Consider the following 13,857-nt stretch of genomic DNA (forward strand, 5'->3'; position numbering starts at 1 on the left):
TATTTTCTTTTCGATAGCTCTTAGTGTCAACAATTTTACCGTTTTGTTGGCACGATAAAGCAATTGAATTTTTAACGTAGGCGTAACTCAGTGTTGCGTCTTTTTTATTTTACATGAAAGGATATGACATCATGGCATTTTTAAACTTATTTGAAAAACGTAATACTGAAGAGAAACTAACTATCGGTGGCGTTGAAATCACACCGAACAGTTCATTTGGTGGAATGGTCGTTAATGAAAAAACAGTAACACAAATTCCAACCGCTTCAGCGTGTTTAAATTTAACCGTAAAAACGGTTTCTGGTTTACCGATTAATTTACACAAAGAAAATGCGGACGGATCAATTGAAAAAGTTTTAGAAGATAAACGTGTATTTCTGTTAAATGATGAAAATGAAACGTTTATGAAAGGTTTGGTTAAGGATTATTTGTTATACGGACAAGCATTCTTATACAAGCGTTATGACGTAAAAACAGTTCTTGGTGAACCGATGAAATCGCTAAAAGAATTGAATTATTTATCAGCAAAAGATGTAGCGATTGTAAACAAATATCACGACGGCATCAAATACACAAATGCGGAATACCAATTGACCACTTTTACAGGTCAACATGTTGGGACAAATGAACGCAAAATATTTCATCCTGATGAACTATTACGTGTAATAAACATTCCAGTTAACGATTTTGAAGGCGAAGGTCTTCTGAAACATGGAGATAAATTGTTCAAGCAAGCACTTGCTGAAATCGAATATACAAATGGCATTTATGAACGTGGAGCTTTACCACTTGGTATTTTAAAAACAACTGCTCGTTTATCTCAAGCGGGAATTGATAGTTTAAGAAATGCTTGGGCTAAGTTATATGGCGGTGTTAAGAATTCTGCCAAAACAGTTGTTTTAGAAGAAGGTATGTCTTTTGACAAAATTTCAATGAATCCTAATGAAATTCAAATGAATGAAACGATGAGTAGAACTGATTCAAAAATTTGTACTCTATTCGGTGTTCCAGAATCGCTGATTAGTACAAAGGCTAATAAATACAACACTGTAGGACAAAACAGTTTGCACTTCTTAAAACATACGATTGCTCCCATTTTAGTTGATATTGAAAAAGTACTTAATAAGGAACTATTAACGGAAAAAGAAAAATTACAAGGTTATTATTTCCGTTTTGACACGAGCGAATTGTTACGTGCTACCGAAAAGGAACGCACAGAATCAATTGCTTTAGGATTAGAAAAAGGATTATTAACAATCAATGAAGCCCGTGCAAAATTGGATTTACCAAAAATTAAAAACGATTCATTTGTGTTTGGATTACAACATGCTTTATATAATCCCGAAACAAATGAATGGAAAGTTCCAAATATGGACGGTGGCACATTGAATCAAGAGAAAGGAACTGATGTAGCACATGAATGAAAAAATTGAACAACGAAGTTTCAGCCTGTCAGAGGTTAACGAATCATCTGATGGGTTATTTGTGCGTGGTCTGGTCAATAAAAGCGGTGCTTGGTCACAAACGTTATACGACAAACACGGTAAACCATTTATCGAACGTGTAATGCCAAACGTATTTGCTCGTGCGTTACAACGTGCTAAAGATGTAAAACTCTTAAACGAGCATGACAAAAACATGTTATTGGCTCGTACAAAAGATGAGACTTTGAAACTTAAAGAGACATCAAGAGGTTTAGAAATGGAAGCCAATCTTGTTCCTAGTAAACTTTCGGAACATATTCACGCTTCTATCAAACGAGGGACTTTGAGCAATATGTCCTTTGGAATGATAGTTCTCGATGATGTATGGACGAAAGAAAAAGGAATCAATCAACGTTCCATCACCGACTTAGCATTGTACGAATGCTCAATCGTTTCCGACCCAGCGTATGAAGATAGCACAATCGAAGCACGGTCAAATGATATTCGTCAGGATGTTGAAGTGCCTTATCTCGAAGAAAGGAATCAGAAAATTATGAACTTAGAAAATATGAATCTTAAACAACTCAAAGAACGCAAGCAAGAATTGCTTTTCGAAGCGAACGAAATCGAGCAATCAAAAACAACTGAACAACGTTCATTCACTCCTTCTGAGCAATTACGCCAAGAAGCGATTTTAAATGAAGTTCAAAAAATTAAAGAGCAGATCGAATCTGTTGAATCAAGAAACTTATCACAAAGAAAAGAGGAAACTATTATGACAAATCAATTAAATGCTTTTGAAAAAGAAAAACGAGGACTTGAACAATTTTTACGTCGTGAAGATGGCGAAGAAGTTCGTTCAATAACAACTGGAGCAACTCCTGGTTCTTTAACAATTCCATCAACAATTTCAGATTACATTGTAGAAAAATTAGGTGAATTTGCTCCATTATTCGGTCGCACACAAAATTTTTCACCTGTTTCAGGGAAATTAGAAGTTTTACGTGAAAAATCAATTGGTACAGCAGGTTGGTTCGGTGAAGGTCAAAATATCAATTTATCTGATTACACAATGGATAAAATCACACTTGAACAAAAACGTGTTGGTACTGCAATTGAATTATCTCAACAATTAATCAATGATTCTGGTATTGATGTTGTTGGATATTCTACAAAATTATTAACTCGTCGTTTAGGTTTAACAGTTGACGCAGCAATTTTAATTGGTGACAAAACAAAAGGCGAATTTGAAGGCATCTTAAATGATGTAACAGTTCCAGATATCACTACTGTTTCGTCTACTGGTATCACACTTGACGAATTATTAACATTAAACAACTCAATTCACCCTGATTATGTTAAAGGTGCAGTATTCATTGTAAACCGTCAAGTATTCAACGAAATCGCAAAAATGAAAGACAACAACGGTCATTATCATTTGGTTAAGGACGTCGCTGAAACTGGTGTAACTTACCGATTATTTGGACAACCTGTTTTAATCAGTGAAGTAATGCCAGCGATGGCTACTGGTAATCGTGCGGTAGTATTTGCGAACCTTGGTGAAGGTTATGCTACAATGACTAAAAAAGGTCAAACATTAAAATACATTGATAACGATACTGCAAATGCTTTACGTGGTACAAATACAATCGTATTAGACGCATATATGGATGGAAAAGTATTAAATAAAGATGCTATCGTATGCTTAAAAATGAAGTAATATATTAGGAGTCGATTTCTCGGCTCCTATTTTTTTTATGAGTAAAATCAGCATTTTATTAGATTTTCAAAGGTCAATTTTGTTTCACAATGCTATTGTAGTGTAAACATCTGAATTGTAAAGCAAACATATGAAAAAAGTTCTATCTTTTTTTATGTGGCTTCCTTACAAACCCGATCCATTCCCTATAATAGTATTATAAGTTGCATTTGTTTGCCTTCCCAAACAGTGCAATTCATATCGGTATTCCAAACTGGTTAGATTCGCAGTAATTGTTTGACGAAATCCAAAGTTGATTTCGCTACAACCACTCATCATTTATTTGGTGAGTGGTCATTTTTTTTTTTGGTTATGTATGTTATCGTTCATATATTATTTTGGATTTACGCTTTAATGCGTTGCTAACGGTTAAAAAATAGGCACGTTTCGATGTGTTCCATTTCTTCAATGACATAAATGCTTCCCAATTCAATTCATATATCGCTTTAAGAATCATATCTTTTTCAAACAACACAATGACAACGTACTCGAATAATTGTTCTTGTGGCATATTAGAGTCAGGGTCATTCAATCCATTGAATACACTCGTCATATTGGTACGTGTGGCTTTTATACTATAACGTTCATCGGTATCACTAATGGCATCTATGTTCTTTGCTCCTATTTCCATTAAACGTAAATTAGGCAATTCATCAGCATTATTGTAATGTTCAATTGTCACCGATTCTCCAATGTCTCCTATAAAATTATTTGTCCTCGTAGCACCACGCTTTTTAAACATCTTCATGAGTTTACTATATTCTTTCAAACCATCAGCAATTGTCATATTTTCATATTCTTCATCAGATGGCATACATATCACCCCTTATATGGCATACATCATTTTTACCACATACAGGAAATACCGTCATTCAAACGACTGTTCGTTGAATATTAATATTCAATAAAATATCCTTAAATATCGTTAGATATGGTCAAAAATGAGCGTATATCATTCTTGCAGCCATTCATAAAAAAATTGATTCATGGGATTGTCATATGTTTTTTCTCCACGACGGAATGAAATATGATGTATTACATTATTGATTGCTCCACGGATATAAGCCCGCAAACTATTGATTCCACGTTTGTTTTTAATTCCATCAATCACCTTTAAGAACAATTTCCTACTGATTCCATTTTTACGTGCATACACATATTCATCATGTATTATATCGTTTTGTATAACGTCCTCTTGTTTAACAATACTAGTATCTATAACTTTATTATGATTAGAAGAATAAACTATGGAATGATTAGAAAAACAACTAGAAGATGATTCAGCAATATCATGGCATTCCATATCATCATTGCGTTGCTCCGTTTGTTCACCGTTTGACATATCCGTTTGACATTCATCATTTAACTGTGAATTTTCTTCACGAGTAACTTGTGGAATCAGCGTAAATACTAGTGAAGCGAATTGTTCCGTTACATTACGATTTTGTTCGATTTGAATTAAATCAGCACATTTGTCCTTAATCTTCTTTAGGTTGCGTGAAATAGTAGAAGCGGTCACATCACATTTAATTGCAAGTGTAGAATTTTTTTGTGACACTACGAATGAGCCTTTTGCGTACGCTTGTTGTGAAATTGCCTCGATAATAGTAAACAAGGTGGATCGGTTTTTTACGTTCAATCGTTCAAGCAAACGTTTCTGAATGTAATTAATATCGCTTTTAATACACATGAGTATTCTCCTTTTCATGGAGAAGAAACTTTGCTACAATTAAATAAGCAAGTCCTTCTCGGATTTGTGCTGAACCGTTTAATCCCAAACTTTGGTCGGTGGGGGAGTAGACGGTTTTATTTTTATTTCCTTCTATTATTTCGTTTACGATTGATTACATTTTCACTTCCAAAAAATCCATGAATAGCATGTTTTTCTTGAACAGTGGTATCTGCTAAATGACTATATATGAGCACTGTTCGTAAGTCAGCATGTCCAAGGATTTTCCGCAATGATTCAACGTCACCAGAAGATGATAAATAATGAGTAGCCGCTGAATGACGTATCAAATGTAAATAGAAGCGTTTTTTTATTTTTGCTTCAATGGCGTACTTCCGCATATCACGTAACACATTGTTTTTACTTAGCATACGACCGCTCAATGATAAAAAAATTAAATCATCAACATCATCTTCAAACGCTTCATTTTCTTCTAGCAATTGCATCAGTAGGCGATAGGTTTTATTTGATAATGGTACAGTACGGGTTTTGCGTGATTTGGCATTATTGGATTGAATAATTACCGCTCGATTTGTATGGTCAATATCTGATGGCGATAACAACAACGCTTCGGTTATACGAAACATGCCATCAACGAGAAGGTGTAACAATACGTAATCACGAAAATGTTTGAAACTTTTATTGGAGTACGATTTCGCCACTTTCAGTAAGTTGTTCAATTCATCAACTGAGAGAATATCAATTTGCGTGTTATCTTTACGGAATCCTTCGAATTTATTAAATGGATTTTTGCTGATAATTTCTTGACGTAAACACCAATTGATGAATGTTTTCAAACGCTTGATTCTACTGGAAATTGTTTCGTCCGCTAATCCAATAGTTTGAGCACTTTCAGGCACGTAAGCATGACCATCAAAACGTACATATTCATTTTTTAACCAGTAGACCCAGTCGGAAATGAAGTTTGTTGTAATGTCGGTCATATAAAATGTTTGAGCATTTTGTGTTTCATGAAATGCTTTTATACTATTAAACATAAGAAGGAATTGATTCAATGATTTGGGGCGTAAATTCTGTTTTACTTTGCTATCAACAAATCTTTCAAATACACGTTCAACAGAATCTTCTTTTGAAATTTTGCTAGTTTTTCGTTTGTGGGGTTGTCGTTTTTTTACGATTTCTTTTTCAGTGAAGTATGTTAAAGACATAAAAAAACCTCCTTCATTCTCATTTAGAGTTAAAGGAGGAGTTTCAATCAAAACTTGAGCGGTACTCACCGTTAGTTTTGGTCAAAATATGAAATTATCAACAGTTGATACAAAAGGATATGACCCCGGAGAGGCTCGAACTCACGACCTCCACCCTGTCAAGGTGGCGCTCTCCCTGCTGAGCTACGGGATCCCAACTATAAATGTTACCATCAGCAATGTGTTTTCATTTCATTCGTGTAGTTGGAGGATTTGTATAATCTGTTGAATATTGTAACATTTGATGTATTCCTATAATAGCAACAAACTTTAATAGTGTAAAGATTTAATTTTCTGACTATTATTATTCCAATTTGTATATAAAAAAATAAGCCCCGAAGAGCTTATTTTAATAATAATATCACCGCAATTATCAATGAAATCATCAAAAATACAAGTATAAATAATGGAGCTCGTTCATGAGCTATCTGCCTGTAAGTGTCATTGAAGCTGTATAAATTGTATCTACAGAACCGTCAGCATTTGTAATTTTAACTTTGTAACGATATTCCCCGTTTTCTGAAAGTTGTCCACCCCAACCAGTTGTATTGTAAAATTCTTCGTTTGTTCCAGCTGGTAATTCGGAGCCGAAATTGAAGTCAGTTTCATAGTAACCCCAGCCACTTGCCCATTTCTTTTCAATAGTTACACGATAGCGCACATCTTCAGCTCTATCATTTGTGATTTTTGCAATCATATTTTGGCCGTAGCTGTACTCTGTAGCGTGTAATTGAATTGTGAAGCCATTCAACGTTTCGCTAGGACCACAAATATAACGACAGAACTCGCTTGCTCCGTCAGCATGTGCCTTCGGTGTTTCAATGTTCATAACCGTTAAACCGCCTAAAGCTAATGCGCCAGTTAATAATACTTTACCAAATGTTTTCACTTGAAATTCCCCCTAAGTATACTCTCAATTCGTTCGATAGATATCACATTAATCTAATGGAACGTTTTTTCCTTAAGTGTATTCGCTATGAATCTTTCATCTTGTAGTAATCTAATCACTACATAAAATTTCATAGTTTTGATTCCATATATGTATCATGATTTACATAGAACAAATCTGTTAATACGCTTTGGTTATTTACTTATTCCACTACTTCTTATTACCTTTTATTGGTAAAACGTTGGTTTTATTATATAACATTATTATCTATTTACAAGAGAAAATAATACTGTATGCAAAAATGCATAATAAAAAACACTGCTTGTATTCTAGATTACAGATTAAATGGAGTGTTGGGTTTCAATTAATATTTGAGTGGAACTTAATGCTAATTTTTTATGCTTAACAGTATGCATATATCATCGTTTATTAAAGTCATAATTGATAAACCTTGTTCAGGGGACGCTCTTCCTGCTGAGCTACAGAATCTTCAAAAGGGAAAGTATAAGCGATTATGCTAGTAATGTATGAAGGAATAATGATGAGAAGCGAATTCAGTAGAAAGTAGTCTTTGGATGTAGTGGTTATATTATTTACGATACCAATCCAAAGGACCTTCAGCACTCAAATCAACAAGAAAAGGGAGTAAGAAATGTAAAGGTAAGCTTATAAGTTCTGGCATAGCGTTCACCGTTTTCTTTGATAGATATTGTCTCATAAAACAATACGGACAATCCTTTTCAAATGTCACGAGTATTGCCCATACATCTTTTATTGTCCACTTCGTTTTACAATACGTACAACGCGTCATGAGGTTCCTCCTCATTTTAAGTTTTCTTCTAGTATACTCCATTCCATTGTAAGAAAGTCATTTGTATTTGGTGTGGTAAAATGTAAGTTGTTTTATTTTTATGTGAATCTATTTAGTCATTTATGAACAATTACATATCATTTGATATTTTTGCAGAATGATAGATTTTCAGTTTCCATATGCCAATTGGCCAATATATCCTTTTTACAATTTACTGAAAATCATGTATAACAGAGATACATGATTATTTTATCTCGCTATTTGCGGGCAGTAAGATCCCTTACCTCGAAATTCAGCAAAAGTAAAGAAGTTAGGTTCGGGTCGGAATGCCCGTAAAAGTCCGATTCGTGAGGGTTGATGAAAGTGTCACTTTATAAATATTCAGAAGTAGAGGGAGAAAAGTTGTAATGGTAAGAAAAACGTTCAAGATGCGCGTGTCTAAAAATAGAACGATTTCGATTAATGGATCGATTCTTGATGTGGATGTTACACATGATGAATTTTTACAAGAGTTTGTTGAGTGGGTTGATTCTAAAGGTTGGTCGTTTATGGGAATAACAGATGAGATTACGCCCGAGGAAGCTAGTCAAAAGTTAATAGATTCGTTGATTGATGAGAAGGATAAGAAAGAGTAATTCCTTCTTATTTTTATTGTATATTTATGTTCTTTATCGTAAAAGTATGATATAGTAAAAAATAGTGAAAATTCTTCCAATATAATACAAATTACATATGATTGGTAGATTTATTATTTTGTTAAGGAGTAAATGGAAAAGGGAGAGTCATATGGTAAATTTTAAGAAAATTTTGGTTTTTATTACAGTTATTTGTTCGTTTTTTTTGACGCCCATAACATTGCGTGCTGAGACGAATATTGGAGTAAATCCAGAACAAGTTGCACCACCACCTGCGGAAGGACCGAATGTTTTTAGTCAGTTTGCAACGACAATTGATGCAAAAACAGGAGATGTTTTGTATGATAAAAACGCATATCACCGAGCATATCCTGCTAGTACGACGAAGGTGTTAACAGCGATTTTACTCATGGAGCATACAAAGCCAGAGGATCAATTTACATTTTCACAATTAGCATTAGATCAAGAGAAGAGTAATTATCAAATTGAGTTTCAACCTGGAGAGACAATTAATAGAAATACTGCGCTTATGATTTTAATGGTGCTGAGTGCGAATGATGTGTCGTATGCGATTGCGGAGCGGATTGGCGGGAGTGTTGAGAATTTCGCTAATATGATGAATGAGAAAGCGAAGCAATTAGGGGCGAAAGATAGCCACTTTGTAACACCGAATGGATTGCATGATCCGAACCATTATACGACGCCGTATGATATGGCTATGATTACGAAGGGTGTGCAAAAGTATCCTGAAATTTTACAAGCGATGAATACGAAAAGAACGACAGTTACGACGTCTAGGCAGACGGTGTCTATTTTTAATAAATCTAATTTTTTTGAAAATCCATATAGCATTGGCGGTAAGACAGGGTTTACGAATGAAGCACGTAATACACTTGTTTTATTAAATGAGAAAGATGGAAATCGTATTATAAGCGTAGTAATGGCTTCTCAAAGACCTGAAATTTATGAAGATTTGAAGCAGATGGCGGAATATTCTTTCGGTCAATTTACGAAGCAAATGGTGCTTGATAAACATAATTGGCATCAAAAAACAACATATTTAAATAAAGATGTTAATTCTGAGTTGGAACAAAGTGCGGAGCTTATGCTTAAGAAAGATGAAGGGAAAAATGTGAAAACTATTTTCCGGGCGGCTTCATTAGATAAAGAATCTTTATATCATAAAGGAATACATCGTGGTGAGGTAGTTGGTGCAGTTGATATTACGAAAAATAATCAAACAATTGCGACGGTAAATGTTCTTTCAACAGAAGATGTCACTTTTACGATGCCTAAAAAAGATACAACTATGCCTGAAGTAAAAGACTCAAATGTGAAAGTAATAAGTGTTGGGATAGGTGCGATTATATTATTTGGAGCAATTTTATATGTAGTGTTGCGCCGAAATACAAAAGGAATGAAATCAGAAGGTAAATAAATTACTAATAAAAAGACTGTGTAAAATTTTGGCACAGTCTTTTTTCTGTATTTCAAATAACTAATAATTGTAAATTTTCTTATTGCAATAACTTAAAGTTCGTTATATCATTTACTTGTGTTCTTGTTAAAGAACAAAGTGGATATTGGATACTTCAAATAATATAAAACAACGGAGAGGGAGAGAGACGATGAAATTAATATGGAAGATAATTAGCAACGCGATCTCATTTGTTTTATTTGCATTGATGGTTTTTTTAGCTTTTGTAGTTATTTCTTCAAAAGCAAGCGGTGGTGATCCGACAGTGATGGGATATCAATTTAAGAGCGTTCTTTCAGGATCAATGGAGCCGACGTTTTTAACAGGATCAATCATTGCAATAGAACCAAACAAAGATGGTTCTAAATATCAAAAAGGTGATGTTATTACCTTTAAAGAGAAAGATCAAAAAATTATCACTCACCGTATTATCGGTGTGAAAGATACAAATGGAAAAGTAATGTATGAAACAAAAGGGGATAACAACAACGGACCAGATTTAGAGCCAGTACTTGCAGAAAATGTAGTTGGAAAGTATGCAGATATTACAGTTCCGTATGTTGGTTATTTACTGAATTATGCGAATTCAAAAGCGGGAGCAGCATTGCTTCTTATTATTCCAGGAGTCTTTTTACTTGGGTATTCCGCGATTTCTATTTTTGGTGCTATTCGTAGCATTGACGGAGAAAAGAAAGATAAAAAAGTAGAACAATCCGTCTAGTTCGTTTGGTTATACTTTCCGTTTAGGAAGTTAACAAATATATATTAAGGGGATATGGACATGACTTTAAAGAAAAAATTAGGAATGGGTATTACATCAGCAGTATTAGGAGCAGCTTTAGTTGGTGGAGGAACATTTGCATTTTTCAGTGATAAAGAAGTGTCAAATAATACATTTGCGGCTGGAACACTGGATTTAGCATTAAATCCATCAACAGTTGTTAACGTATCGAATTTAAAACCTGGGGATACAATTGAAAAAGAATTTAAACTAGAAAATAAAGGCTCTTTAAATATTAAAAAGGTTCTACTGAAAACAGATTATAATGTAGAAGATGTAAAGAAAGACAATAAAGATGATTTTGGTAAACATATTAAAGTAACATTCTTAAAAAATGTAGATAAGCATGAGACAATTGTGAAACAAACTACTTTAGATAAATTAAAAGGTGACACACTTACAGCTGTAGATAATGATTTATCGGCTTGGTTCTGGGATGAAAAAGGTATTTCAGCAGGTAAATCTGATAAATTCAAAGTGAAATTTGAGTTCGTTGATAATGGAAAAGATCAAAATCAATTCCAAGGCGATAAGTTACAATTAAATTGGACGTTTGATGCACAACAAACAGCAGGTGAAGAAAGATAATAAGAAAAAGGGCTATCACATGGATAGCCCTTTTTCTATTTTTCTAGTATTTGTCTATCAATTTTAATAGTTCTTTACTATAATATAGATAATGTTCTGTATAAAGAACGTAATGTTCGATGGGAGAGATTAAGATGCTGAAAAGACCGCGTAATTTTAAAAAGATGCTTATATTGCCGTGTATGTGTTCTATTACGTTTTATTTAGGATCTCAAATTATGACGCATACAGAAGCGGCGTTCATTCATGAAACGAAAGTAGAAGCGACGCTTTCTACAGCAATTATATTTCCGAAAACAGTTAATACGTTAAAAGAGCAATCTGAGAAACATAAACAGCTTATTGAGCGTGAGTATGGAACGATGAAGGGAAAATCGAAAGCAACTTCTATTGAAGAAATAAAACAGGCGATTTCTGTATGGCAACAAGGGCGTGAGAAAATTGTTGCTGAGAAGGAAGCCCTGCAAAATGTATATACTGAAATAGAAGCTCCTTACAATCAAATACAAGAAGAATTAAAGGTAAATAAAGATGAGTCGATGCAGCAAGTGTCCATATATGTAAATGAAGGCTTCCGCAGTATCAAAGAGAAGCGTGACTATATTGAGAAAGAAATTAGCTTGAAAGCTATTGATGAGCAAATTCAGGCTCTTCAGCAACAATTAAACGTTGCAATTGAAGCGGAAGGACAAAAGAAAGCCGAAGAACAGAAGAAAGTAGAAGAACAGAAGAAAGCCGAAGAACAGAAGAAAGTAGAAGAACAGAAGAAAGCCGAAGAACAGAAGAAAGTAGAAGAACAGAAGAAAGTAGAAGAACAGAAGAAAGCAGAGGAACAGAAGAAAGTAGAAGAACAGAAGAAAGCCGAAGAACAGAAGAAAGTAGAAGAACAGAAGAAAGCCGAAGAACAGAAAAAGCTAGAAGAGCAAAAGAAAGCGGAGTAACTGCTTTAGTGAAACAGCCGGAAAACAAGAATGTGGTGTAAGAGAGAGTGAACGAATAAGCAAGACTAGTAATATTTATACGAGTGTGAGGGAACGTTAGCCCTCACCTCTTTGTTTTTCTTTTTTCTTATAGTATTAAATGATTTGAGTGTGAAAAAAGTTATAAATTATCATTGTTTTTTTCTGAAAAGTCTAAATGATATTGAGAAATAAAAATAACTGAAAATATTAATAAATATGTGTTGTGTTTATATAGGGTTGTTCGTTATAATGAACATAAGGTTTTTAAAAAAGAACGCATATTAGCTAAGCTAATATAGTTTTCTTTACATCTCTTATTGAAAAATAAGTGATAAAAATATAAAAAAAAGCTAGGGGGAATTGATTGTGAGTCTGAAAAAGAAATTAGGTATGGGAGTTGCATCAGCAGCATTGGGGTTAGCTTTAATTGGTGGAGGAACATTTGCATTCTTTAGCGATAAAGAAGTATCAAACAATACATTTGCAGCTGGGACGTTAGACCTTACATTAAACCCTAAGACGCTTGTAGATATTAAAGATTTAAAACCAGGGGATTCTGTTAAGAAAGAGTTCTTATTACAAAACAGCGGTTCGTTAACTATTAAAGACGTTAAATTAGCAACAAAGTATACTGTTAAAGATGCAAAAGGTGATAATGCTGGTGAAGACTTTGGTAAGCACGTTAAAGTAAAATTCCTTTGGAACTGGGATAAACAAAGTGAGCCTGTATACGAAACAACTTTAGCAGACTTACAAAAAGTTGATCCAGATCTTTTAGCTAAAGATATCTTTGCTCCTGAGTGGGGAGAAAAGGGTGGATTAGCAGCTGGTACAGAGGATTATCTATGGGTACAATTTGAATTTGTAGATGATGGAAAAGACCAAAATATCTTCCAAGGTGATACATTGAATTTAGAATGGACATTCAATGCTAACCAAGAAGCTGGGGAAGAAAAATAATAAAAAAAGCGGGTATTCCCGCTTTTTTTTTATAAAGAAAAAGAAGTGCTGGTTGTAAGCACTTCTTTCTATTATTATTTTTGATTTTGCTTCCACTTTGTAAATTCAAGAAATTCACGAAATTGTTCTTTGGAGACACCAGAGTTCATTGCATCTTTAACGAGTTGTGTCCATTCGGAGTCTAGGTTAGTTTCCTTTGTTGTTTCATCATGAAGTAAAGTATCAACTGGAATTTGTAGAACTGCTGCGATCTTTTCAAGAAACTGAATGGAAGGGTTTTTTTGTAAATTTCGTTCTATAGAACTAATGTAAGATTTAGCAACGCCAGCTTTTTCGGCAAGTTCAGTTAATGAAATCCCTTTTTGTAAACGAAGGCGTTTTATACGTTCTCCAATCATATTTGCGCACCTTTCTATCAATATGTAGTTGTCTTATGATGTCATTATTATAACATAAACTTCGTTAAAAAGAACAAACCTATTGAGCCTGACTGGATGGCTTCATACGTTGGAAAAATTGCTCGATGTCTTGCATGGCGATACCAGCATCTAGAGCTTCAAGTATTAAATCAATCCATTCTTGATCCAGTGCGTCTGTCTTATCTTTGTACAAATGTAATTCCTCCCTAATTATC

General features: G+C 34.0%; 15 protein-coding genes and 1 tRNA gene. 8 read left to right on the forward strand and 8 right to left on the reverse strand.

The annotated features are described in order from the left end of the window. Positions 1-131: 131 nt before the first annotated feature. Positions 132-1,424: a phage portal protein gene (locus BHV55_RS06780; RefSeq protein WP_070757179.1), complete on the forward strand. Its 1,293-nt coding sequence runs from the start codon at positions 132-134 to the stop codon at positions 1,422-1,424. Continuing rightward, positions 1,417-3,144: a phage major capsid protein gene (locus tag BHV55_RS06785; RefSeq protein WP_083320158.1), complete on the forward strand. Its 1,728-nt coding sequence runs from the start codon at positions 1,417-1,419 to the stop codon at positions 3,142-3,144. The genes BHV55_RS06780 and BHV55_RS06785 overlap by 8 nt, the downstream gene beginning before the upstream one ends. A 358-nt stretch (positions 3,145-3,502) precedes the next feature. On the opposite strand, the gene BHV55_RS06790 is transcribed toward BHV55_RS06785, so the two are convergent. The 6 genes from BHV55_RS06790 to BHV55_RS06815 all read right to left on the reverse strand — a co-directional run bounded on the left by BHV55_RS06790 (position 3,503) and on the right by BHV55_RS06815 (position 7,820). Further along, positions 3,503-3,997 (reverse strand): DUF6998 domain-containing protein, encoded by a 495-nt coding sequence (locus BHV55_RS06790; protein WP_070757178.1) that lies wholly within the window; start codon positions 3,995-3,997, stop codon positions 3,503-3,505. 138 nt (positions 3,998-4,135) lie between these two features. Continuing rightward, positions 4,136-4,873, reverse strand: a complete 738-nt coding sequence (locus BHV55_RS06795; protein ID WP_246874073.1) for a hypothetical protein — start codon at positions 4,871-4,873, stop codon at positions 4,136-4,138. 122 nt (positions 4,874-4,995) lie between these two features. Further along, positions 4,996-6,081 (reverse strand): tyrosine-type recombinase/integrase, encoded by a 1,086-nt coding sequence (locus BHV55_RS06800; RefSeq protein WP_246874074.1) that lies wholly within the window; start codon positions 6,079-6,081, stop codon positions 4,996-4,998. A 120-nt stretch (positions 6,082-6,201) separates the two neighbouring features. Next, a tRNA-Val gene (locus tag BHV55_RS06805) sits at positions 6,202-6,274 on the reverse strand. A gap of 270 nt (positions 6,275-6,544) precedes the next feature. Next, complete coding sequence (locus BHV55_RS06810; protein ID WP_048568803.1) at positions 6,545-7,009, reverse strand: hypothetical protein; 465 nt, start codon at positions 7,007-7,009, stop codon at positions 6,545-6,547. A 589-nt stretch (positions 7,010-7,598) separates the two neighbouring features. After that, complete coding sequence (locus BHV55_RS06815) at positions 7,599-7,820, reverse strand: hypothetical protein (protein ID WP_000196288.1); 222 nt, start codon at positions 7,818-7,820, stop codon at positions 7,599-7,601. 407 nt (positions 7,821-8,227) lie between these two features. Between BHV55_RS06815 and BHV55_RS06820 the strand changes: the two genes are divergently transcribed. The 6 genes from BHV55_RS06820 (at position 8,228) to calY (ending at position 13,223) form a co-directional block, all read left to right on the forward strand. Next, positions 8,228-8,455 (forward strand): hypothetical protein, encoded by a 228-nt coding sequence (locus BHV55_RS06820; protein ID WP_000251856.1) that lies wholly within the window; start codon positions 8,228-8,230, stop codon positions 8,453-8,455. 151 nt (positions 8,456-8,606) lie between these two features. Next, a complete protein-coding gene (locus tag BHV55_RS06825) occupies positions 8,607-9,893 on the forward strand; it encodes a D-alanyl-D-alanine carboxypeptidase family protein (protein ID WP_000247031.1) in 1,287 nt (428 codons plus the stop codon). A 190-nt stretch (positions 9,894-10,083) separates the two neighbouring features. Then, positions 10,084-10,653, forward strand: a complete 570-nt coding sequence (sipW, locus tag BHV55_RS06830) for a signal peptidase I SipW (RefSeq protein ID WP_000767792.1) — start codon at positions 10,084-10,086, stop codon at positions 10,651-10,653. Positions 10,654-10,713: 60 nt separating this feature from the next. After that, the gene (locus BHV55_RS06835) at positions 10,714-11,301 is read left to right on the forward strand and encodes a CalY family protein (protein WP_000172854.1); all 588 of its coding nucleotides are present in this window, start codon (positions 10,714-10,716) and stop codon (positions 11,299-11,301) included. A 134-nt stretch (positions 11,302-11,435) separates the two neighbouring features. Next, complete coding sequence (locus BHV55_RS06840; RefSeq protein ID WP_070757175.1) at positions 11,436-12,242, forward strand: DUF4047 domain-containing protein; 807 nt, start codon at positions 11,436-11,438, stop codon at positions 12,240-12,242. Positions 12,243-12,629: 387 nt separating this feature from the next. After that, a complete protein-coding gene (gene calY, locus BHV55_RS06845; RefSeq protein WP_000053713.1) occupies positions 12,630-13,223 on the forward strand; it encodes a biofilm matrix protein CalY in 594 nt (197 codons plus the stop codon). Between the two features lie 74 nt (positions 13,224-13,297). Here the strand turns inward: calY and BHV55_RS06850 are convergent, their stop codons facing one another. Together BHV55_RS06850 and BHV55_RS06855 are read right to left on the reverse strand one after the other, a co-directional pair. Continuing rightward, the gene (locus BHV55_RS06850; RefSeq protein WP_000578885.1) at positions 13,298-13,621 is read right to left on the reverse strand and encodes a helix-turn-helix domain-containing protein; all 324 of its coding nucleotides are present in this window, start codon (positions 13,619-13,621) and stop codon (positions 13,298-13,300) included. Positions 13,622-13,700: 79 nt separating this feature from the next. Next, the gene (locus tag BHV55_RS06855; RefSeq protein WP_000276219.1) at positions 13,701-13,835 is read right to left on the reverse strand and encodes an anti-repressor SinI family protein; all 135 of its coding nucleotides are present in this window, start codon (positions 13,833-13,835) and stop codon (positions 13,701-13,703) included. Between the last annotated feature and the right edge of the window lie 22 nt (positions 13,836-13,857).

Origin of the sequence: Bacillus sp. RZ2MS9, from assembly GCF_001816185.2 — a bacterium.
Taxonomy (GTDB): domain Bacteria; phylum Bacillota; class Bacilli; order Bacillales; family Bacillaceae_G; genus Bacillus_A; species Bacillus_A cereus.

Bases quoted from the DNA above. Each gene is read 5' to 3' on its own strand.
- BHV55_RS06835 (WP_000172854.1), top strand. From the start codon at position 10,714: ATGACTTTAAAGAAAAAATTAGGAATGGGTATTACATCAGCAGTATTA.
- BHV55_RS06840 (WP_070757175.1), top strand. From the start codon at position 11,436: ATGCTGAAAAGACCGCGTAATTTTAAAAAGATGCTTATATTGCCGTGT.
- sipW (WP_000767792.1), top strand. From the start codon at position 10,084: ATGAAATTAATATGGAAGATAATTAGCAACGCGATCTCATTTGTTTTA.
- BHV55_RS06825 (WP_000247031.1), top strand. From the start codon at position 8,607: ATGGTAAATTTTAAGAAAATTTTGGTTTTTATTACAGTTATTTGTTCG.
- BHV55_RS06785 (WP_083320158.1), top strand. From the start codon at position 1,417: ATGAATGAAAAAATTGAACAACGAAGTTTCAGCCTGTCAGAGGTTAAC.
- BHV55_RS06780 (WP_070757179.1), top strand. From the start codon at position 132: ATGGCATTTTTAAACTTATTTGAAAAACGTAATACTGAAGAGAAACTA.
- BHV55_RS06790 (WP_070757178.1), bottom strand. From the start codon at position 3,997: ATGCCATCTGATGAAGAATATGAAAATATGACAATTGCTGATGGTTTG.
- BHV55_RS06850 (WP_000578885.1), bottom strand. From the start codon at position 13,621: ATGATTGGAGAACGTATAAAACGCCTTCGTTTACAAAAAGGGATTTCA.
- BHV55_RS06795 (WP_246874073.1), bottom strand. From the start codon at position 4,873: ATGTGTATTAAAAGCGATATTAATTACATTCAGAAACGTTTGCTTGAA.
- BHV55_RS06815 (WP_000196288.1), bottom strand. From the start codon at position 7,820: ATGACGCGTTGTACGTATTGTAAAACGAAGTGGACAATAAAAGATGTA.
- BHV55_RS06820 (WP_000251856.1), top strand. From the start codon at position 8,228: ATGGTAAGAAAAACGTTCAAGATGCGCGTGTCTAAAAATAGAACGATT.
- BHV55_RS06800 (WP_246874074.1), bottom strand. From the start codon at position 6,081: ATGTCTTTAACATACTTCACTGAAAAAGAAATCGTAAAAAAACGACAA.